Consider the following 19,882-nt stretch of genomic DNA (forward strand, 5'->3'; position numbering starts at 1 on the left):
GCGTGCAAATTCTGGCAAACATCCCGTCCCCGCCGCAGGGCGTGTGGCATTTAGGTCCGTTTCCGCTGCGTGCTTACGCACTTTGTATCATTGTCGGCATTCTGGTGGCGATGTGGATGACGCAGCGCCGCTACGTTGCGCGTGGCGGCAATTCCGATGTCGTGTGGGATGCGGCCATCGTTATCATCCCGGCGGGCATCGTCGGCGGGCGCTTGTATCACGTGATTACGGATCACCAGAAGTATTTCTGTGCCGACTGTAACCCGGCCGATGCCTTGAAAATCACCAACGGCGGCCTCGGTATTTGGGGCGCGGTGGCGCTCGGCGTGTTCGCGATTTGGGTGATGTTCAAGATTAAAAAGGTGCCCATGGCGCCGTTTGCCGACGCCGTCGCTCCCGGCCTCATCCTTGCCCAAGCCATCGGGCGGCTCGGCAACTGGTTTAACCAGGAGCTTTACGGCCGGCCCACCGACGTTCCGTGGGCGCTGGATATTTACTACCGCATCAACGAGGCAGGGGAGTATGCGCCGGTCTCGGGCCGCTCAACTGGGGAAGTAATAACGTCCGTGCACCCGACCTTCCTCTACGAGCTGGTCTGGAATGTTGCCGTGTGCTTGTTCTTACTGTGGGCGCAAAAGGCGTGGAAGCTGGGGTACGGCCGAGTGTTTGCGCTCTATGTGGCGGGGTATACGCTGGGTCGTTTCTTCGTTGAGAATATGCGCTCGGATGAGGCCACGATGGTCTTCGGCCTGCGAATCAACGTCATTGTTTCAGTAGTGCTTTTCATCGTGGCGCTGGTGGTATTTTTCAAGCTTCCGCGCGGGCAGGAGACTCCCGCTGAGGTAGATCCTGCGCGTAACGGGCCGAAAGCGCTCGGTGAGTCGCAGGAATCACACTAAGCAGTGTACGTTGCCCATTCATGCCCGCTTTTAAGCGGGCATTTCTGGTTTTGTTGGCTTTGGCAGTGGCCGTTGCCGGCGAACGCGGGTAGGTTGGGTTTCGTTAGCATTCCCGATGTGAATAGGGCTTTTAATGTTGGATAGAAGAACCAAAATCGTTTGTACCTTAGGTCCCGCTGTGGCAAGCAAGGACGGAATCCTGCGCCTCGTGCAAGAGGGCATGGACGTCGCTCGCCTTAACATGTCCCACGGCGAGCACACCGACCACGAAGCCAATTATCGCTGGGTACGTGAGGCCACCGATGAAACTGGCCGCGCCGTCGGCATCCTAGCCGACCTGCAGGGCCCGAAAATTCGCCTGGGTCGCTTCATCAACGGCGAGGAGATGTGGGCAGAAGGTGAAATCGTTCGCATCACCGTCGACGACGTCGAAGGCACCCACGACCGCGTCTCCACCACCTACAAGAACCTCGCGAAGGATGCGAAGGCTGGCGACCGACTGCTTATCGACGACGGCAAGGTCGCCGTGGTCTGTAAAGAAGTAGATGGCAACGACGTCGTCTGTGAGGTCACTGAAGGTGGCCCCGTATCCAACAACAAGGGCGTTTCCCTGCCCGGCATGGATATTTCCGTGCCGGCTCTATCCGAAAAGGACATCGCCGACCTGCGCTTCGCTCTGCAGCTCGGCGTCGACATGATCGCGCTGTCCTTCGTGCGCTCGCCAGCCGACGTCGACCTAGTCCACGCCATCATGGACGAAGAGGGCCGTCGCGTGCCGGTCATCGCGAAGCTGGAGAAGCCGGAGGCGGTCGATGCTCTGGAGTCCATCGTCCTTGCTTTCGACGCTATCATGATTGCCCGTGGTGACCTGGGCGTCGAGGTGCCGCTCGAGCAGGTGCCGCTGTTCCAGAAGCGCGCCATCCAAATCGCGCGTGAAAACGCTAAGCCGGTCATCGTGGCAACCCAGATGCTGGATTCCATGATCAGCAACCTGCGCCCGACCCGCGCGGAAGCATCAGATGTGGCCAATGCCGTGCTCGATGGCGCCGACGCCGTCATGCTCTCCGGCGAAACTTCCGTGGGCATCGACCCACAGAACGTCGTGCGCACTATGTCTCGTATCGTGCAGAACGCTGAGTCCGATGGCCAGGTGCCGCCGCTTTCGCACGTTCCGCGCACCAAGCGCGGAGTGGTGTCGTACTCGGCGCGCGACATCGCTGAGCGCCTGAATGCGAAGGCAATCGTTGCCTTCACCACCTCCGGCGATACCGCAAAGCGCGTGGCGCGTTTGCACTCCAAGCTGCCGCTGCTGGCGTTTACCCCGTTCCCGGAGGTGCGCTCGCAGCTGGCCCTGACCTGGGGCGCACAGACTTTCCTGAGCGATGCCGTGGACTCCACCGACGACATGATGGCTACCATCGACCGCTCGCTGCTGGCCATGGATAGTTACAAGGAAGGCGACCTCATCGTCGTCATCGCTGGCACCCCGCCGGGAATTGCGGGCAACACCAACATGATTCAGTGCCACATGTTGGGTGAAAGCCGCTAACCGAGCTCCTTGAGCGCGCTTCGCCGGCGCTCGGTAATCGCTGGCCCGTCAGCCCTGTGGCCTTCCTGCTTTTGCGCAGGGAGGCCTCTTTTTGTGGATAACTTTGTGGCCGCGTCATCGGAAAGCGCGTTTTAGCCTCTTTTAGGCGAAGTTATCCACAGACCAAAAATTGATGCTTGTGGCGGTCTTGTGAGTGCTTTTAGCGTGAAAGGTATGAACCTTCAGACGTATTTGCAAGCACGGGCGCGCGGCGTGGATCTTCTCGCCGAGGCGGCCGCGCTAAGCAAGTCTGAAATCATGGCATTAGGCGCAAGCCCCGATGACGCCGACCATCTCATCCGCCTCGCCGAGCCTTATTTTGGCAAGACGCCGTATACCCGCAAACAGGCTCGTGCGCTCGCCGGCGCGCGGCGCCGTGGCCATGGATTGAGCGTGCTGGCCCGAATCGAAAAATACGTCGCGCGGGTGCGCAACCACCATCACGCGTGGGACCTAAGAGTCGAGTTGTGCCACGTGCCAGCCAATAACGTGGACGGGCTCGCGCGCGCTCGGCTACGCGAGCTCCTCACTCCGCCGTAGCCCCAGCCGCAGGTATCGCATACCCGGTACTCCAACGGCCTGGGCGCAATCCGTATCACCGATAAGGCGATGACCATCGAGGACTTTCGCGCCATCATTTCGCATGCGGACGGCGCCCTTGAGGGTTTTCGCGCGTTGGTGGCCGGAAACGCGAGCGGCGGGGCCGTTAAAGTATCGACCTCGGCGATTGTTTATCTTGACCAACTCGACCGCATCGTAAATGGTGAGGGTGAGGAGGTCACCATTGAGCTGAGTAACGGCGCGGTGGTCTCTGGCGCGCAGTATATTCAGCGCGCGCTGGCCCAGCATGGGGAGGCCGTCCTCGTGCATCCGCTGGCTGGGCCGGTCGATGCTTTCCGAACCCAGCGCATCGCAAACGATAAACAGCGTGCCATGCTCAAAGCGAAGTTCCGCGAGTGTGTGTGGCCGGGATGTTCCGTGCCTTTCGATGACTGCCAAATCCACCACATTGAAGCCTGGAACCACGGCGGGCACACCAACCTCCAAAATTTGGTGCCACTTTGCGCCTATCACAACGGGCTCAACCAGGATGACCCGCTAGGGCCCGCGCATCGCGGACGCATCACGCTTATCGACGGCCGCCTTGCCTGGCTTTCACCCAAAACCGGCAGGCCGTTGTTTCTAAAACACAACCTCCGCCCGCCACCCTAGGTTTGCGCCGGGCCGCCCCTGCCGGTCGCTCGTGCAAACGGAGCCACGGGTTGCACGGCGGGGGTGTCAGTAGCGGCGGTTGAGTAGCGGCGGTTGAGTGGCGGCGGTTGAGTGGCGGGGCCGCGTAGGGCGGGGAAAGCCAAAAAGGCGCTAGGTGAAATGCCTAGCGCCTACTGGTCGTGGTTACTTACTAATTGGGGTGGGGTCGAGCTTCCAGACTTCGGCGGCGTAATCGGCAATCGTGCGATCAGAGGAGAAGCGGCCGGAAAGGCAGATATTCAGCCATGCCTTCTTGGCCCAGTCGAGTGGGGCGTCGACGTAGTCCTGCGCCATGCGGTCGCGGGTCTTCCGGTAAGAGTCGAAGTCACCGAGAACGTAGTAGGTGTCTTGGGCGTGGATGCCCTGGCCGTCGAGAAGCGAGGAGCGCAAGTCTCCGAACATGCCGGAATTCTCGTGGCCTAAAGTGCCATTGTTGAGGGCATCCAGAACGCGCTTCAAACCCGAGACGGATTCGTAGAGCTCGCCAGGGTTATAAGACTCTCGCAGTGCTGGCAGCTCCTCGTTGGAAGCGCCGAAGATATACGCGTTGTCCTCGCCGACTGCCTCTACGATTTCGACGTTTGCCCCGTCCATCGTTCCCAAGGTGAGCGCGCCATTCATCATGAACTTCATGTTCGAGGTGCCGGATGCTTCCTTACCCGCCACCGAAATCTGCTCCGAGATGTCGGCGGCCGGGATGATGTGCTCGGCAGGGGAGACGTTGTAATTTTCCACGAACACAACGCGAATGACATCGCGGGTGTCCTCGTCGTTATTGACCAGCTCAGCGATGGAGTTGATGAGCTTGATGATCTCCTTAGCACGGACATAGCCCGGGGCGGCCTTCGCACCAAAGATGAAGGTACGCTTCGGCACGGACTCGCCGTCTTCTTTGATACGGAAATACAAGTCCAGGATATAAAGCGCATTCAACAGCTGACGCTTGTACTCGTGCAGGCGCTTGATCTGCACGTCGAAGATAGAATCCGGGTCGACTTCCGCGCCCTGATGCTGCATGATCCACTCTGCGAAGTCGACTTTGTTTTTGTGCTTTACCTCCATGAGCTTGCGCAGAACCTTCTTGTTCTCAGAAAGCTGGGTAAGCGAGGCAAGTGAACTAAGGTCGGTGACCCACTCATCAGAACCGGACTGCTTGGTCAGAAGCTTCGCCAGGCGCGGGTTACACATCTTCAGCCACCGGCGAGGCGTGACACCGTTGGTCTTGTTGTTGAATTTCTCCGGCCACAATTCATGCCACTCGTAGAGCGTGTCGGCCTTGATGATCTCCGTATGCAGGGCGGCGACGCCGTTGATAGAAAACGCTGCGTAGCAGGCAATCCACGCCATGTGCACCTGCCCGTTGGATACCGGCGCCATGTATTCGATGCGCTGGGAATCGATGCCCCGAGCTTCCATATCCAGCCGGAAACGACGGTCGATTTCTTCCACCAACTGCCAGATGCGCCAAAACAGCTTCTGGAAAATAGACACTTCCCAGCTCTCCAGCGCCTCGGCGAGAACGGTGTGGTTGGTATAAGCAAAAGTCTCTGTGACAACCTTCCAGGCATCGTCCCAGGATAAGCCGTGGTCGTCGAGAAGCAGGCGCAAAAGCTCTGGAATCGCCAACACCGGGTGTGTGTCGTTGAGCTGGATGCAGTTGTACTTCGCGAATCCGCGCAGGTCGTCGCCGTGGTGGGCGATGTAGTTATCGATCATCTGCTGCAGCGAAGCAGAAACGAAGAAGTACTGCTGGCGCACGCGCAGCACCTTGCCCTCGTAGGTCGTGTCGTTGGGGTAGAGCACTCGGCAGATGTCCATGACGCGCTCGCGCTCGACGATGGCGTCGGTAAACCGCTGTGAGTTGAACGCATCGTAGTCGAATTCGTCGATGGGTTCGGACTTCCACAGGCGCAGGGTGCCGACGTTGTCGGTGCCGTAGCCGGTAATCGGCATGTCGTAGGGAATCGCGCGGACGTCCATGTCATCGAAGTGCACACGACGCTGATCGGAAGCACGGCGAATGACAAACTCGTAACCGTTTTCCATCCATGCGTCGGGCTGCTCCTTTTGGTGCCCATTGTCAAAGGACTGGCGGAACAAGCCGTAGCGGTAGAGCAGGCCGTAGCCGGTGACTGGGTAGTCCTGCGTGACCGCCGAATCGAGGAAGCAAGCAGCGAGTCGGCCTAGGCCACCATTGCCGAGGGCGGCGTCGTGCTCGGCCTCGAGGACGTCGGAAAGCTCGCGGCCGGCTGCCTTCGCTGCGGCCTTGGCTTCGTCGACCAAGTCCAGGTTGGTGAGGTTATTAAGCAGCGCGCGGCCTTGCAGGAACTCGGCGGAAAAGTAGTGCTGCTGGCGGGTCGCAGAGTAGGCAGCGCGGGTGGCTTCCCAATTGTCAGCGATTTCGGCTACGACAGCAGAAGATAAGCCGGACCAGAATTTGCGCTGGCTGGCAGCAGAAGGGCTAACCCCGGCAGCGGAGCGCACGTGTGCGGGGACAGTGGACTGAAAAGCAGAGTGCTTGGGCTGGCTCATTTATTACCTATCTGGTTCTTTAAGAGAATGGAAAATACCGTGTGCCAGCTTATCCGGCCTTGAGCGCAAGCGCTTGCTTAATTTGCGAGGTAGGCCAGCACCGCTGCTGCGGCGGCTTGGGTACTCGATGCCACGGTGGGTTCATAATCGGGCAGGAATATCGCTTGGTGGTTGACGGGTGGGTTATCTGCCAGTTCTGCGGGTGTCGAGCCAATAAACCAGAAATAATACGGCACACCCCAAGCTTGGGGGAGGTAGCAAAAGTCCTCGGAGGCCGTCGAAGGTTCGGCAGTACCCGAGGCCGCGCCGAAGACGGCGTCAAAGACTGCGCGCACGGTTTCGTGGGCGGCAGGATCGTTGTCGGTGACTTCGCCGTGGGCAAAGTACTCGAATTCCGGCGGCTTGGGGGCGTCGGAGGCTACGCATTCCGCGCGCACCATTCGCTCGAGGGAGGCATATACACGCTTGGCGACGTCCGGTTTGTAATAACGGGTATTCAACACCAACTCGGCAGTCTCAGGAATGATGTTGTTTTTATCGCCTGAATGCAGCTCCCCCACAGAAATGACAAAGAAGTCATGCGGTGCCACCTCGCGCCCAACGATCGCTTGCAAACGCGTGATGACCATGGCGGCGATATAGGTCGGGTCAACGGCTGCGTGCGGCATCGAGGCATGTGCCGAGCGTCCGTGAATGGTGATGCGCAGGGAGTCGCAACCGGCCATGATTGCTCCGGGGCGGGACAGAACATCGCCTGCTTTGCCGGGCATAACGTGTTGGCCGAGGCAGATGTCGGGTTTCGGGACGCGGGTAGTAAGCGAATCGGCCAGCATATATTTTGCTCCCATGGAAGATTCTTCTGCTGGCTGGAAAAGAGCGAGGAAGGTGCCGGACCAGGCGTCGCGGTGGGCGTCGAGAAGCGCGCAGGCTCCCAGCAGCTCTGTAGTGTGCATGTCGTGGCCGCAAACATGCATGTTGCCGTTGCGGGAGGCGTATGCAACTGCCGTTTCCTCTTGCACGGGCAGCCCGTCGAAGTCAGCGCGGAAAAGAGCGGTGGGGCCGGGACCGTTGCGGAAGATGGCCACAGCTCCGAAGCCGCCGATGGGCTGGACAATCTCGCAGTCGAAAGCGCGCAGGCGCTCAAGGATTCGACCGGCGGTGCGCTCTTCTTCGTGGGAGAGCTCAGGGTGAGCGTGAAGGTCCTCGTAGAATTCGCGCTGCCAGCTAAGGTCTACGCGGCAGTCTTTCAAGAGGTTTGCGATTTTGGTGGAATCTGCCATAGCTAATCTTCTTTTCGTTAGGGTAGGGTTACCTACATGCCAATTATTCAGTTTGATGTTCTTGTGCCGGATGCCCAGGCCGAGCGAGTGGCGGAGGTCTTTAGCACCGCCACCGAAAAGCTGGTTGCAAATGAAACGCTGGCCGCTGCCCGCGTAACCCGCGAGGAAAATCCCACCTTGCCGGCCGGCTTGGAGGAGCAGTTGCGCCAAACCTACCGCGACGAGCACTTCGACCGCGAACTAGAAGATGCCAACGTTTATCGCTACAACATTGAGGTCGACGGCGTGAAGGGATCCGTGAACCAGCTGACGATGGTGCTCGCGCGACTTCTCACCCCGCACGCGGTGTTGCCGAAGGACCACGTGCTTTTGGAAGATGAGGTCGCGCACGAGCGGCCGGCTATTTTTCCGTGGTCTGTACAGGCGCAACCTTAGCTGCCAGCGCGTGGGCGGCGGCGCGCAATTGCTCCACGACGTCGCCTTTCGCGGCGCCTTGCGCATTGTCGAGCTCGACTCCTACGGCGCCGTGGGGAAGCGGCGATGCGATGGAGCCTGCGATGACGCCGACTGGCGTTTCGCCGGCTAGCTCGGCGACGGTACCGACAACTTTGCCGGTGAGGGATTGCTCATCAAAGCGGCCCTCGCCGGTGACAACGAGGTCTGCCTCGGCGAGTTTCGCCGACAGGCCGATTTTTTCTGCCACATACGCGCCGCCGGGGACTACTTCGAAGTGTTCTTCGCTTCCCCAGAGCGTTTGCGAAAGCCAGCGCAAAGCGATGGGGATGCCGCCTGCGGCGCCAAAGGATTCGGCGTTTTCGTCGGTGCCGGTTACTTCGCAGAGGCGAAGAAGAGCGCCCGCGAGCAGCGCGATGTGTTCTCCCTCGACGCCTTTTTGTGGGCCGTACATGGTCGCGGCCTGGATAGGCACGGCTCGGGTATCGGCGAGTAGGGTGTAGTCAAGGGCACTGGCCTTGATGTTGAGCTGGGCGGTGTCGATGTTGTCGAGGCGAACGAGGGGAGCGCCGCCCTTGGGTAGTGCGTAGCCGCGCTCGTCGTGTGCTGCAGCACCAAGTGCGGCGAGGATGCCCATTCCGCCGTCGATGGTCGCGCTGCCGCCAAGACATAAAACGATGTGCTTAGCGCCGCGGGCTTCGGCGTCCGCGATGAGCACTCCGGTGCCGTAGGAATCCGAGTGCAGTGGGTCGAGGTCATTGGCGACGGCGGGCAGCCCGGTGGCGGAGGCGACGTCGATTAGCGCATGCTCGCCGGCCAGGAAGTAGCTGGCTTCGGTCAGCCGCCCGCGGGCGTCGGTAGTGGGCAGTGTAATCGTTTGCACCTCGACGCCGGAAAGGCTGGCGGCGGTGGCGAGGATTTCAGAGGTGCCTTCGCCGCCGTCGGCCATGGGGCAGGTGGTGATGGTGGCGTCGGGAAGGGCCTCGCGCAGTCCGCCAGCGATGGCTGCCGCGGCCTGCATTGCGCTTGCTGTCCCTTTGAAAGAGTCCGGTGCGACGATGATATGCATGCCGAAAAGTATAGGTGGCCACTAATTCGTGGGCGGTTTCACCTCGCGGGTACTTGCACTTTTGGTCAAACGATAGAAAACTGTTTGGTGTCCTGTAAACCACCGATTCGGCACCCTCGCCGGCGAAAGGCGCACCAGATGCACATCGAAAAGCAAATTTCCAACTACTACGACATGCTTTTAAAGCGAAACGCCGGCGAGCCCGAGTTTCACCAAGCCCTCTCCGAGGTACTGGATTCGCTGAAGATTGTCCTGAACAAGGATCCGCACTACGCCGACTACGGCCTGGTCGAGCGCCTATGCGAACCCGAGCGCCAGCTCATCTTCCGCGTTCCCTGGACCGATGATCGTGGAAACGTTTGCGTCAACCGCGGTTTCCGTGTGTAATTCAATTCCGCACTGGGCCCGTACAAAGGCGGGCTGCGTTTCCATCCTTCGGTGAACCTGGGCATCATCAAGTTCTTGGGCTTTGAGCAGATTTTTAAAAACTCGCTGACCGGCCTGCCCATCGGTGGCGGTAAGGGCGGTTCTGATTTCGACCCGAAGGGTAAGTCGGATGCGGAAATCATGCGCTTTTGTCAGTCCTTTATGACGGAATTGCACCGCTACATCGGTGAATATCAGGATGTTCCGGCAGGCGATATCGGTGTTGGCGGGCGCGAGATTGGTTACCTGTTCGGCCAGTTCCGCAGGCTGGAAAACCGCCACGAGTCTGGCGTGCTGACAGGCAAGGGGCTGTCCTGGGGCGGCTCCCTGGTGCGCACCGAGGCCACCGGCTACGGCTTGGTCTATCTCACCGCAGAGATGATGAAGGCCCACGGCGAGTCCTTTAGCGGAGCAAAGGTCATTGTCTCTGGTTCCGGAAACGTGGCGATTTACGCGGCCGAGAAGGTCCAACAGTTGGGCGGCACCGTCGTAGCGATGTCTGACTCCGCGGGGTATGTCGAAACCCCAAACGGCGTTGACTTCGAGCTGCTGAAAGATGTCAAGGAGATTCGCCGCGAGCGCATTAGCGTATATGCCCAGGAGGCAGGCGTGAAATATGACGAGGGCGGCAATATCTGGGCCACGCCTGCCGACGTTGCGTTGCCGTGCGCTACTCAAAACGAGCTCGACGTCGACGCCGCGCGGCTGCTGGCAGAAAATGGCGTGCGCTACGTCGCCGAGGGAGCAAATATGCCGTGTACTGCAGAAGCGACGCACTTCTTCGTGGGCTCGCAGGTTAAATTCGCGCCGGGCAAAGCCGCGAATGCCGGCGGCGTGGCCACCTCTGCGCTGGAGATGCAGCAAAATGCATCGCGCGATTCGTGGTCTTTTGACTACACCGACAAACGATTGCACGAAATCATGTCGAAGATCTTCAAAAACATCGACCGCACCGCGCGGGAGTATGACATGGAAGGCGATTATGTCGCGGGCGCGAATATCGCGGGCTTTAAGAAGGTGGCTGATGCGATGTTGGCGCAGGGCGTCGTATAGCGCTGCTTAAAGCCTGAAGTCGAACTTTAGATTTTTATTGCAAGTGCCGCGTGGGAAACGTGTGAAAAAAGTTTCTTTGGTTACTCTGAGCGCATGTACCGCGTATTTGAGTCCCTAGATGAACTTGTTCGCAATCTGGAGCAGGCCTACTCCGTTCCCATGACAGCCAACTGCATGGTCCCGCGCCACGAGATGCTCGCGCTTCTCGACGACCTCCGTAACGCCCTGCCCGTCGAAATGGACGATGCGCAGGATGTCCTAGATAAGCAGGACGAAATCTTGGCTGGCGCGGAGGAACGCGCTGCGCAGATTGTCGCGGATGCAAACGCGCAGTCTGACGAGATTATGGCGCGTGCGCAGGAAGACTCTGACGCCATGCTTTCCGACGCCCAGCAGCGCTCGACCGCCATGGTCGCCCAGGCGGAAGACGATGCCAGCGCCATGATCGAAAGCGCGCGTGCCGATGCGGACCGCACCATCGCGCAGGGCAATCAGGAATACGAGCGCAGCGTCGCCGCAGGCCAGGCGGAGCAGGAACGCTTGGTCTCTGAGTCCGAGGTGGTCCGCCGCTCGAACGATGAGGCGCAGCGCATTGTGGAGACCGCCCACACCGAGTCGAATCGTTTGCGCACCGAGTGCGATGAGTTTGTCGATTCCAAGCTCGGCGAGTTTGAAAGCTCTCTTTCCGGCCTGCTGCGTACCGTGAACTCTGACCGTCAAGCGCTGCGCCGCGGCGCGGGCGTGCGTTCCCGCATAAGCGATCCGCGCGCAGATGTGCGCAGCGAGCGCGGCGAGTACCGTGCCGACCGGGGCGAGCGCGGCGAGTACCGCGCCGAAAGCTCCGAGCGCTACGAACGCTAAGACCTATAGCGCGGATGCGTCAAGCACCGAGAGCTTCCGGCACCCGGGCGCTAGCGCGGCGATTGCACACTCTGTTTGCATAGGGTTTGCATAGCTCGGCTGCGGCGCGGAGACGATGGTCCTTGCTGGTGGCCAGACGGTTTGTCGTACACCGTCTGTTCATCAGCTGGGGCCATCGTCTTTGTGGCAACGGCAATCGCCGCTGATACCGCAGCGGGAAAACCGAACACGCCCCACATCAATGCAAACGTTTCCATAGGCGTACCCGCGATGAGGCGCACAGAAAATAGCGCCTCCACCAAATATTGCCCTGCGACAACGCTCAAAATTCCGCCGAGTGCCGTAGCAACGGACATGAGAACGCCCGATAGCCCTTCGCGCGCATTCCAGGCCAGCCACGCGGTGCCAAGGCCTAGGAGCGCGGAGGCGACAATCATCGTGATGTCGAAGGGCAGCGGAAGCGCCACGAAAGCACCAAGCACAAACCCCAAACCCAGACCGCGATAGGCCAGGGAGTGCAGTGCCATCCCCGGCCGCAGGCGGCTGCGGCGGTATCGCAGATATGCGATTGCGCCAAGCGCTACCACCGGCAGCACGCAAAGCAGAGAAAACGCCCATCCAAGCTGGGCTAATTCGCTGTTTGGTGCAGTGGTGCCGTAATTCATAGTCCCCAGACTAAGGCCCCCTAAGCCATTGGGAAACCACCTGCCTTTAGTGCATAAGACCTTGTGCGGTGCAGTTCAGGCAACACCCAGATAGCGGGCAAAAGGCGGCGTCGGCAAGCGTGGGCAAAGCTCTGCTAAAAGGATGGCGCCGCACAATGTAGGCTAAGAGACGTTATGGCAGATGTATTGGAATCACCGCTGAAATTTAACGTGGCCGAGCTCTTGCGTGGCCAGGGCGCTGCCGCAATGCCGGAGCAGCGCGTGCAGAAGGGCCCTGCGCCCGAACGTATCGGCGTCGAGATGATCGCCGTTGCAAAAGGCGACGAGATTACGGTCGACGCCACCTTGACACCGCTGGGATCGGGCGTGCTTGTCGACGCCACGGTTACCGGCACTCTCACCGGCGAATGCGCTCGTTGTTTGCGCCCGCTGCAGCCGCAGCTGGATCTGCAGGTCTCGCAGGTTTTTGCTGCAGACGAGTCTTTCATCAGCGGCGACGAACTCGATGATGAGGATGCAGGCTCTGGCGATGAAGTTCCTGAGGTCGTAGACGACGAAATCGATTTACTGCAGACTGTCATCGATGAAGCTGGCCTGAGCTTGCCTTTCGCGCCGGTGTGCGAGGAAGGCTGCGACATAGAGATGCCGGAGGGTGTTTCCACCGGAGTCTCTGGGGAAGAGGAAGACAAAGTCGATATCCGTTGGTCTGGACTGGAGAAGTTCCTGTGAGCAAGAAGAAGAAGCTGACCGGCGAGGAAGCCCTCAAGCAGGCCTATAGCGCCGTCGATCATGGCCCGTTGCTGCAGGCATTGGGCATCGACCTGGCCGATGAAAACTTGCGTCTGGCGCTGACCCACCGCTCTTTTGCCAACGAAAACGGGTACTTGCCCAACAACGAACGCCTCGAGTTTCTAGGCGACGCTGTCCTTGGCCTGTCCGTGGCTTCGAAGCTCTACGAGCAGTATCCTTCGCGTCCGGAATCGGATATTTCGAAGATGCGCGCTTCCATCGTCTCGCGATACGGGCTTTCCGATATCGCTCGCGAGATTGAGCTGGGCCAACATATCCTGCTGGGCAAGGGCGAGCAGTCCACCGGCGGCCGTGACAAAGATTCGATTCTGGCGGATACCACCGAGGCCATCTTCGGCGCGATTTATCGCCAGCACGGCTTTGAGGTCGCGCGCGATGTCATTCTGCGCCTGTTCCAGAAGAAGATCGACAACGCTGTCGTCTCCGGCCGCCACATGGACTGGAAGACCAACCTGCAGGAGCTGTGCGCCGAGCTGAAGGCCCCGATGCCGGTCTATACCGCTACCTCTACCGGCCCAGAGCACGACCAGACCTTCACCGCGGTGGCTACCGTCGCGGGCCTGACCGTGGGCAACGGCGTTGGCCACAACAAGAAGCTGGCCGAGCAGCAGGCGGCGCAAGAGGCGTGCGATACTCTGCGCGAAACTCCGCTTTTGGTCCAGGGCACCGCTAATCGCGAGAATTAATGCCTGAACTTCCAGAAGTCGAGTCCGTCCGCCGCGGGCTCGAGGCCTATCTTCCCGGCCGCCGCTTCGAGTCCGTGAAAGTCTTGCACCCGCGGGCCAACCGCGGCCAGGATGGCCCCTTGGAACAGCTCCTAGCCGGCCGCGAAATCGCGAGTGTGGCACGGCGCGGCAAGTTCATGTGGCTGGAATTCGCCGACGAAGACCTCACGGATCCCGGCCGCGATGTGCTTTTCGTACATCTCGGCATGTCCGGCCAAATGCGGGTGGGGGAGACGGACTCGAAACATGTACGCATCGCGGCGTCGTTAAGCGGCGGCGTCCAGTTGAACTTCGTGGACCAGCGCACCTTTGGATATTGGTTGCTGGCCCCCTGGACGAAGATCGCGCACATCGCGCAGGACCCGCTGGAGTCGGACTTTGACCTTGTTGCCACGGCGCGGCGGCTGCGGGGGAAGAAGACGGCGGTGAAGACGGCGTTGTTGGATCAGACTGTGGTCTCGGGAATCGGTAATATTTATGCCGACGAGGCGCTCTGGCTAGCCCGCATACAGCCCCAAAAGAAGGCCTCCACGCTGCGCCAACGCGACGCAGTTGCGCTTGTCGACGCCGCTGCGACCGTCATGCGCGCTGCCCTTAAAGTCGGCGGCACTAGCTTCGATGCGCTTTATGTCAACGTCAATGGTGAGTCGGGTTATTTCGACCGCTCTTTGCATGCCTACGGCCGCGGCGATGAGCCGTGCGATAGGTGTGCGACGCCACTAAAAAGGGTGGTTGTGGGCGGCAGATCTACCCACTATTGCCCCCGCTGCCAAACCTATTAATGGATCGATAGGGGATATATAGCGTTTAATATTCCACATGGAATTTATTGAGAACGCTGTGACAACGTTCAACGATTCGGTATGGACTTATCTGATCCCGTGGATCTTGATTGCTGCGGGACTATTTTTCGGCTTTAGGACTGCGCTCGTACAGGTGCGCATGGTCCCGCAAATGTTCAAGGCTGTGGTGGAACGTCCGAAGGGCGTCGGCCGCGACGAAGACGAGGACTACGGCGGAATCTCCGCTTTCAAGGCTTTTACCATTTCGGCGGCCTCGCGCGTGGGCACCGGCAACGTCGCGGGCGTGGCTGTGGCTATTTCCGTGGGCGGACCTGGTGCCGTGTTCTGGATGTGGCTGATTGCCATCCTGGGTGGTGCGACGGCGTTTATCGAGTCCACCCTGGCTCAGGTGTGGAAGGTCCGTGAAGGCACTGCTTACCGCGGCGGCCCGGCTTATTACATGAAGCGTGGCCTAGGCTGGGGCCCGCTTGCCGCTATCTTCTCTGTGGCCATCGCCTTTACCTTCGGCTTTGTCTACAACGCATTCCAGACCAACGCCATTGCCGATTCCATCGCGTTCTCCTTCGGCCGTGACGACTTCTCCTTCCGCTTTATCATCGGCGGCGTTATCGCTGCTATCTCCGCTCTCATCATCTTCGGTGGTGTGCAGCGTATCGCGAATATCACCCAGGTCATCGTTCCGTTTATGGCGGTTGCGTACCTGCTCATCGGCGGCTTCGTCGTCGTGGCCAATTTTGACAAGGTCCCGGGCATGATCGGTGACATCATCGGCCACGCCTTGGGCTTCAAGGAAATTGCCGGCGCCGGTCTAGGCGCTGCCATGATGAAGGGAATCCAGCGCGGCCTGTTTTCCAATGAGGCCGGCGAGGGCTCCGCGCCGAACGCCGCAGCTACCGCCGCCGTGTCGCACCCCGTCAAACAGGGGCTGGTGCAGACCTTGGGCGTTTATTTCGACACGCTGGTTGTCTGTTCTATCACCGCCTTCATCATCCTGCTGGGCCCTACCGTCAACTACGGCGCGGAAGCCGAGGGTGTTTCCCTGACGCAGGCTGCACTGGCTTCTGAGGTGGGCGATTGGGGCATCCATTTCGTCAGCTTCATCCTATTCTTCCTGGCATTTTCTTCGATTCTGGGCAACTACTACTTGGCAGAGGCCAACGTGGAGTACTTAACCCGCAAAAAGAGCGTGCTGATCCTCTTCCGCCTCGTGGTGCTCTTCTTCGTATGGTTTGGCGCCGTGGGCTCTTTGCCTTTGGTCTTCGCCCTGGCAGATACCGGCGCGGCAACGATGGTCTTCCTGAATATTCTTGCCATCGTTCCTTTGTCCGGCGTAGCCATCAAGCTGCTGAAGAACTTCAACGAGCAGCGTCGTGACGGCGTGGACCCGATTTTCCATCGCGACATGATGCCGGAACTGAAAAACGTCGAGTGCTGGGACGGCTCTGACCCGGTTACCCGCCGCAGCCCGGAGGACCGCAAGCACTTGCAGCACAAGTACGACCTGTCGGATCGCACCAATCTACGGGAGTACTAAATGCAACGCCTGACCGCTTTCGTGCACGGTACGGTCCAAGGCGTTGGCTTCCGTTGGTGGACGCGCTCTCGGGCCCTCGAATTGGGCCTTGCGGGCCACGCCACGAACTTAAAGGGCGGGCGCGTGCAGGTTGTTGCCGAAGGCCCGCGCGAGGACTGCGAGCGCCTGCTCGAGTTATTGCGCGAGCAGCCTTCCACCACCAAGCGCCCCGGAACCGTAACTACCGTGGTGGAGCAGTGGTCCGACCCACGCGGTGAGAGCGGCTTTATCGAACGCTAGCGCCTAGGCTTGCTAAACTTTCACGAATGCACCTGAAATCGCTCACGCTCAAAGGCTTCAAGTCTTTCGCGTCCGCGACGAACCTGAAATTCGAGCCCGGCATCTGCGCTGTGGTTGGTCCGAACGGCTCAGGTAAGTCGAACGTCGTCGACGCGTTGGCGTGGGTCATGGGCGAGGGCAGCGCCAAGACCCTGCGCGGCGGCAAGATGCAGGATGTCATCTTCGCCGGCGCGGGCGACCGCAAGGCGCTAGGCCGCGCCGAGGTAACCCTTACCATCGACAACTCCGATGGCGCGCTGCCCATCGAATACTCCGAGGTTTCTGTCACCCGCCGCATGTTCCGCGACGGCGCCAGCGAGTATGAAATCAACGGCGCCAAAGCGCGCCTTATGGACATCCAGGAGCTGCTTTCTGACTCCGGCATCGGCCGCGAGATGCACATCATCGTCGGTCAGGGCAAGCTCTCCGAAATCCTAGAATCGCGCCCAGAAGATCGCCGCGCTTACATTGAGGAAGCCGCCGGCGTGCTCAAACACCGGCGTCGTAAAGAAAAAGCGCAGCGCAAGCTCACCGGCATGCAGGCCAACTTGGATCGCCTGCAGGATCTCACCGAAGAGCTGGGCAAACAGCTAAAGCCTTTGGCCCGTCAGGCCGAAACCGCCCAGCGCGCGGCCACCGTCCAAGCGGATTTGCGCGATGCCCGCCTGCGCATCGCCGGCGACCAAGTCGTGCAAACCCGCAAGAAGTACGCCGATGCCGAGCAACAGGCTCAGGTGCTCGCCGAGCAGGTGGCGGAAGCTACCGAGCAGCACGAAGAGGCCACAGGCGTCCAGTTGGAAATCGAGGCCCAGCTCGAGGAGGTTAATCCGCAGGCCGAGGCCGCGCAGAAGCTGTGGTTCGACCTGTCGACGCTGTCCGAGCGCATCGCCGCCACCCAGCGCATTGCGGAAGAGCGCGCGAAAAACGTCGGCGCACAGGTCGCCTATGCAGGCCAAGACCCAGAAGAGCTCGAGGCCCGTGCCCTGCGCGCGGACGAGGAGCACGCAGAGCTGCTCATGGAGGCCGAAGAGGCCGCCGAGCGTCTGGAGTCCATCCGCGAGGAGGTGGCGCAACGCCGCGCCGTCTTCGAAGAGGCGGAAAAGGAACACATGGCGCAGCTACGCGCGATTGCGGATCGTCGCGAGGGCGTGGTTCGCCTCATCGCCTCCGAGGAAATCCTCGCCGGGCAGGTCTCCGCGGCAGAGGAGGAGCTCGTGCGCCAGGAGGAGACGCTGCAGTCCACCAAGGCGCGCACGCGCACGGCGCAGGCTGAGGCGGACGAAGTTGCCGATAAGTTGGAGGCCTTAAACGCCGAGCGCGAGCCGTTGGAAGAGGCCCACGTGCGGGCGGCGAGTGAGTCAGGGGCGGCCGAAAAACGCCTGGAGCAGCTTCGCGACGGCCAGCGCGAACGCGAACGCGCGGTCTACACGCTGCGCTCGCGCATCGATACTTTGGCGCAGACTGCCCCGGAAAATATCGACTTGGGCGAGGGCTTTAAGCCGCTGGCGCAATACATCACCACCTCCCATGACACGGCCGTTGCGGCGGCGTTGGGCGCGTTCGCGGAGGCGCAAACGGGCGCGGTTACAGAGGACATCGTGGCAGCCTTGAGCACCGCCGCCCGCACCCCGCTGGTGGACACCACTGCCGCGGGTGCCTCCGACTGGCGTCTGGACGCCAACCTGCCCAGCGGTGCGACCTGGCTGCTGGATGAGATGCAGCTTGCACCCGAGGTACAGGCGGCGCTGACGCGTCTGCTTTCCGACGTCGCGCTGGTCGGCGATCTTGCCCTAGCTCGCGAGCTGGTGCGCGAGGATCCGCGCCTGCGCGCGGTTACTGCCGAGGGCCTGTTGGTGGGCGAGGGCTGGGTCGAAGCCGGTACCGGCGCTTCTTCTACCGTCGAGGTCACCGCGCGCATCGCGGAGGCAGAAGGCCAGCTGGAATCTGCCACGCAGGAGTTGGAAGAGCTTTCCGGCACCCTGGAGGGCGCGAAGATGGCGGCCGAGGAGGCTCGCGTCGCGGCGGCCTCGGCAAAGGCGGCCTTGCGTGAGCACGACACGACCGTGGAAGCCTGGCAGCGCGACCACCAGCGCCTGCTGAAGCAGCACGAGGTCAACAAGGCTGAGCATGAGAAAGCCGCGGCCCGTGCGACCGAGATTGAGGTCAAGCTTGCCGAAGTGCGCGAGCAGCTGGCTGAGACCCGCGACCGCCTCTCGCGCGTCGATGAGGAGGTCGAAGACGGCGAGCCTTCCTCCCACGAGCGCGATGCTGCCTCGGCCGCTTTGGAGCAGGTCAAGGCCATGGAGATGGAGGCCCAGCTCGCGGCGCGCACCGCCCAAGACAAGGTGGGGCAGGCTGCGGGTAAGGGCGACGCGCTGCGTCGCCAAGCGCAGCATGAACGTCAGGCAAAGGCCCGCCATGAGCAAGCGATGGCGCGTCGTAAAGCGCAGGCCGACTTAGCTCAAGCGGTGGCAGGCCATGCCACGGACCTTGCCGGACGCGCATCCCAGGCCCTGGAGCGCGCCACCGCTGAGCGCGATGAGCTGGTTAATCAGCGCAACGTGTTAGGCGGGCGCTTGCAAGCGGCCAAGCAGCAGGTTTCGGCAACACGGCAGAAGCTCGACCGTCTGACGGCGAACGCCAATCATTCCGAAATCGCCCGCTCGCAGGCGCAGGTGCGCGTGGATGAGACCGAAGCGAAGATCGTGGACCAGTTGGGTATTGCGATCCCTGACTTGCTGCGCGATTACACGCCGGGCGAGGACTTCGACCGTAGCGCGGAAAAGGCGCGACTGAAGCAGGCAGAAAAGGACCTGAACTCCCTGGGCAAGGTCAACCCGCTGGCGCTGGAGGAGTACAAGGCGCTGGAGGAGCGCTATTCCTTCCTGTCTACGCAGCTCGATGACGTTATCCAGGCGCGCAAGGATTTGGCGGGCGTGATTGAGGACGTGGATCAACAGATTCTGCAGCTTTTCACCGATGCGTGGAACGACGTGGAGGCGGAGTTCCCGAAGGTCTTCCAGACCCTTTTCCCGGGTGGCGAGGGCCGCCTGATCCTGACGGAGCCGGATGACATGCTGGCCACCGGCATTGAGGTTGAGGCGCGCCCGCCGGGCAAGAAAGTCAAGCGCCTGTCCTTGCTTTCTGGTGGTGAGAAGTCCCTGACCGCCTTGGCGATGCTGGTGGCCATCTTCCGTGCGCGCCCGAGCCCGTTCTACGTGATGGACGAGGTTGAAGCCGCGCTTGATGACGTCAACCTGCGACGCCTCATCGCCCTGTTTGAGGAACTGCGCAAGGATTCGCAGCTTATCGTCATCACGCACCAGAAGCCGACGATGGATGTGGCTAACGTCCTCTACGGCGTGACGATGCGTGGCGATGGCGTCACGCGCGTGATTTCGCAGCGTATGAGCCAGGCTGGCGACGCCCCCGGTTCCGCCGCTGCAGCCGAGGATGCCACACGCCTGGGCGTCGATGCCCCGCGCGGCGCTGCGCTTGGCGACGCCGCCGAGCCCGACGCTGGGCCCGACGCAGGGCCCGACGCTGAGCCCGAAACTCAGGGTTAATCCGCAGGGTAGTAGTGCCAGGCTGCAGCAAGCCTGGCACTATAGAGGG

The 19,882-nt window shown here is 60.9% G+C and carries 16 protein-coding genes and 1 pseudogene; 13 read left to right on the forward strand and 4 right to left on the reverse strand.

The genetic code is table 11. The features are described from left to right. The first annotated feature begins 2 nt into the window (after positions 1 to 2). The 4 genes from lgt (at position 3) to HMPREF3169_RS12830 (ending at position 3,699) form a co-directional block, all read left to right on the forward strand. The gene (lgt, locus tag HMPREF3169_RS10005; RefSeq protein ID WP_061923331.1) at positions 3 to 899 is read left to right on the forward strand and encodes a prolipoprotein diacylglyceryl transferase; all 897 of its coding nucleotides are present in this window, start codon (positions 3 to 5) and stop codon (positions 897 to 899) included. A gap of 136 nt (positions 900 to 1,035) precedes the next feature. Further along, on the forward strand, positions 1,036 to 2,448 hold the full coding sequence (gene pyk / locus HMPREF3169_RS10010; protein WP_061923688.1) for a pyruvate kinase: 1,413 nt from the start codon (positions 1,036 to 1,038) through the stop codon (positions 2,446 to 2,448). A 213-nt stretch (positions 2,449 to 2,661) separates the two neighbouring features. Beyond that, complete coding sequence (locus tag HMPREF3169_RS12825; protein ID WP_083286115.1) at positions 2,662 to 3,027, forward strand: hypothetical protein; 366 nt, start codon at positions 2,662 to 2,664, stop codon at positions 3,025 to 3,027. 69 nt (positions 3,028 to 3,096) lie between these two features. Then, a complete protein-coding gene (locus HMPREF3169_RS12830) occupies positions 3,097 to 3,699 on the forward strand; it encodes an HNH endonuclease signature motif containing protein (protein ID WP_083286116.1) in 603 nt (200 codons plus the stop codon). A gap of 183 nt (positions 3,700 to 3,882) precedes the next feature. Here HMPREF3169_RS12830 and HMPREF3169_RS10020 read toward each other — a convergent pair whose 3' ends face one another. Both HMPREF3169_RS10020 and HMPREF3169_RS10025 read right to left on the reverse strand, forming a co-directional pair. Next, positions 3,883 to 6,270 carry a glycogen/starch/alpha-glucan phosphorylase gene (locus tag HMPREF3169_RS10020; protein WP_070456373.1) on the reverse strand — a complete coding sequence of 796 codons (2,388 nt, stop codon included), beginning with the start codon at positions 6,268 to 6,270 and terminating at the stop codon, positions 3,883 to 3,885. A gap of 77 nt (positions 6,271 to 6,347) precedes the next feature. After that, positions 6,348 to 7,550, reverse strand: a complete 1,203-nt coding sequence (locus tag HMPREF3169_RS10025) for an amidohydrolase (protein WP_070456375.1) — start codon at positions 7,548 to 7,550, stop codon at positions 6,348 to 6,350. Positions 7,551 to 7,586: 36 nt separating this feature from the next. On the opposite strand from HMPREF3169_RS10025, the gene HMPREF3169_RS10030 reads away from it, so the two are divergent. Next, entirely contained in the window at positions 7,587 to 7,985 is a 399-nt protein-coding gene (locus HMPREF3169_RS10030) for a hypothetical protein (protein ID WP_061923318.1), read from the forward strand. On the opposite strand, the gene HMPREF3169_RS10035 is transcribed toward HMPREF3169_RS10030, so the two are convergent. Beyond that, the gene (locus HMPREF3169_RS10035; protein ID WP_070456377.1) at positions 7,951 to 9,072 is read right to left on the reverse strand and encodes a glycerate kinase; all 1,122 of its coding nucleotides are present in this window, start codon (positions 9,070 to 9,072) and stop codon (positions 7,951 to 7,953) included. The two genes, HMPREF3169_RS10030 and HMPREF3169_RS10035, sit on opposite strands and share 35 nt — an antisense overlap. Positions 9,073 to 9,210: 138 nt before the next feature. Between HMPREF3169_RS10035 and gdhA the strand changes: the two are divergent. Both gdhA and HMPREF3169_RS10045 read left to right on the forward strand, forming a co-directional pair. Continuing rightward, positions 9,211 to 10,551: pseudogene (gdhA, locus tag HMPREF3169_RS10040) on the forward strand (NADP-specific glutamate dehydrogenase). 93 nt (positions 10,552 to 10,644) lie between these two features. After that, positions 10,645 to 11,412 (forward strand): DivIVA domain-containing protein, encoded by a 768-nt coding sequence (locus HMPREF3169_RS10045; protein WP_141740978.1) that lies wholly within the window; start codon positions 10,645 to 10,647, stop codon positions 11,410 to 11,412. A 50-nt stretch (positions 11,413 to 11,462) separates the two neighbouring features. Here the strand turns inward: HMPREF3169_RS10045 and HMPREF3169_RS10050 are convergent, their stop codons facing one another. Then, entirely contained in the window at positions 11,463 to 12,077 is a 615-nt protein-coding gene (locus tag HMPREF3169_RS10050; protein ID WP_070433276.1) for a hypothetical protein, read from the reverse strand. A gap of 174 nt (positions 12,078 to 12,251) precedes the next feature. Between HMPREF3169_RS10050 and HMPREF3169_RS10055 the strand changes: the two genes are divergently transcribed. The 6 genes from HMPREF3169_RS10055 to smc are packed head-to-tail and all read left to right on the forward strand — an operon-like array spanning position 12,252 to position 19,833. Then, entirely contained in the window at positions 12,252 to 12,806 is a 555-nt protein-coding gene (locus HMPREF3169_RS10055) for a YceD family protein (RefSeq protein ID WP_235591055.1), read from the forward strand. Continuing rightward, positions 12,803 to 13,573: a ribonuclease III gene (gene rnc, locus HMPREF3169_RS10060; RefSeq protein ID WP_070433275.1), complete on the forward strand. Its 771-nt coding sequence runs from the start codon at positions 12,803 to 12,805 to the stop codon at positions 13,571 to 13,573. Before HMPREF3169_RS10055 ends, rnc begins: the two co-directional genes overlap by 4 nt. Next, a complete protein-coding gene (gene mutM / locus HMPREF3169_RS10065; protein ID WP_070433274.1) occupies positions 13,573 to 14,394 on the forward strand; it encodes a bifunctional DNA-formamidopyrimidine glycosylase/DNA-(apurinic or apyrimidinic site) lyase in 822 nt (273 codons plus the stop codon). The genes rnc and mutM overlap by 1 nt, the downstream gene beginning before the upstream one ends. Before the next feature lie 37 nt (positions 14,395 to 14,431). Beyond that, a complete protein-coding gene (locus HMPREF3169_RS10070; protein ID WP_070433273.1) occupies positions 14,432 to 15,949 on the forward strand; it encodes an alanine/glycine:cation symporter family protein in 1,518 nt (505 codons plus the stop codon). After that, entirely contained in the window at positions 15,950 to 16,228 is a 279-nt protein-coding gene (locus HMPREF3169_RS10075) for an acylphosphatase (protein WP_061923298.1), read from the forward strand. It abuts the gene before it with no gap. A gap of 26 nt (positions 16,229 to 16,254) precedes the next feature. Next, positions 16,255 to 19,833, forward strand: a complete 3,579-nt coding sequence (gene smc, locus HMPREF3169_RS10080; protein WP_070433272.1) for a chromosome segregation protein SMC — start codon at positions 16,255 to 16,257, stop codon at positions 19,831 to 19,833. The last annotated feature ends 49 nt before the right edge of the window (positions 19,834 to 19,882 follow it).

Source organism: Corynebacterium sp. HMSC08C04, assembly GCF_001807495.1.
GTDB lineage: Bacteria > Actinomycetota > Actinomycetes > Mycobacteriales > Mycobacteriaceae > Corynebacterium > Corynebacterium simulans.

What these genes read in the sequence shown, in the direction of transcription:
- HMPREF3169_RS10025 (WP_070456375.1), bottom strand. Translation starts at nt 7,550, where the DNA reads ATGGCAGATTCCACCAAAATCGCAAACCTCTTGAAAGACTGCCGCGTA.
- HMPREF3169_RS10045 (WP_141740978.1), top strand. Translation starts at nt 10,645, where the DNA reads ATGTACCGCGTATTTGAGTCCCTAGATGAACTTGTTCGCAATCTGGAG.
- HMPREF3169_RS12830 (WP_083286116.1), top strand. Translation starts at nt 3,097, where the DNA reads ATGACCATCGAGGACTTTCGCGCCATCATTTCGCATGCGGACGGCGCC.
- HMPREF3169_RS10035 (WP_070456377.1), bottom strand. Translation starts at nt 9,072, where the DNA reads ATGCATATCATCGTCGCACCGGACTCTTTCAAAGGGACAGCAAGCGCA.
- smc (WP_070433272.1), top strand. Translation starts at nt 16,255, where the DNA reads ATGCACCTGAAATCGCTCACGCTCAAAGGCTTCAAGTCTTTCGCGTCC.
- mutM (WP_070433274.1), top strand. Translation starts at nt 13,573, where the DNA reads ATGCCTGAACTTCCAGAAGTCGAGTCCGTCCGCCGCGGGCTCGAGGCC.
- HMPREF3169_RS10075 (WP_061923298.1), top strand. Translation starts at nt 15,950, where the DNA reads ATGCAACGCCTGACCGCTTTCGTGCACGGTACGGTCCAAGGCGTTGGC.
- HMPREF3169_RS10055 (WP_235591055.1), top strand. Translation starts at nt 12,252, where the DNA reads ATGGCAGATGTATTGGAATCACCGCTGAAATTTAACGTGGCCGAGCTC.
- HMPREF3169_RS10050 (WP_070433276.1), bottom strand. Translation starts at nt 12,077, where the DNA reads ATGAATTACGGCACCACTGCACCAAACAGCGAATTAGCCCAGCTTGGA.
- HMPREF3169_RS10070 (WP_070433273.1), top strand. Translation starts at nt 14,432, where the DNA reads ATGGAATTTATTGAGAACGCTGTGACAACGTTCAACGATTCGGTATGG.
- HMPREF3169_RS10020 (WP_070456373.1), bottom strand. Translation starts at nt 6,270, where the DNA reads ATGAGCCAGCCCAAGCACTCTGCTTTTCAGTCCACTGTCCCCGCACAC.
- HMPREF3169_RS12825 (WP_083286115.1), top strand. Translation starts at nt 2,662, where the DNA reads ATGAACCTTCAGACGTATTTGCAAGCACGGGCGCGCGGCGTGGATCTT.
- HMPREF3169_RS10030 (WP_061923318.1), top strand. Translation starts at nt 7,587, where the DNA reads ATGCCAATTATTCAGTTTGATGTTCTTGTGCCGGATGCCCAGGCCGAG.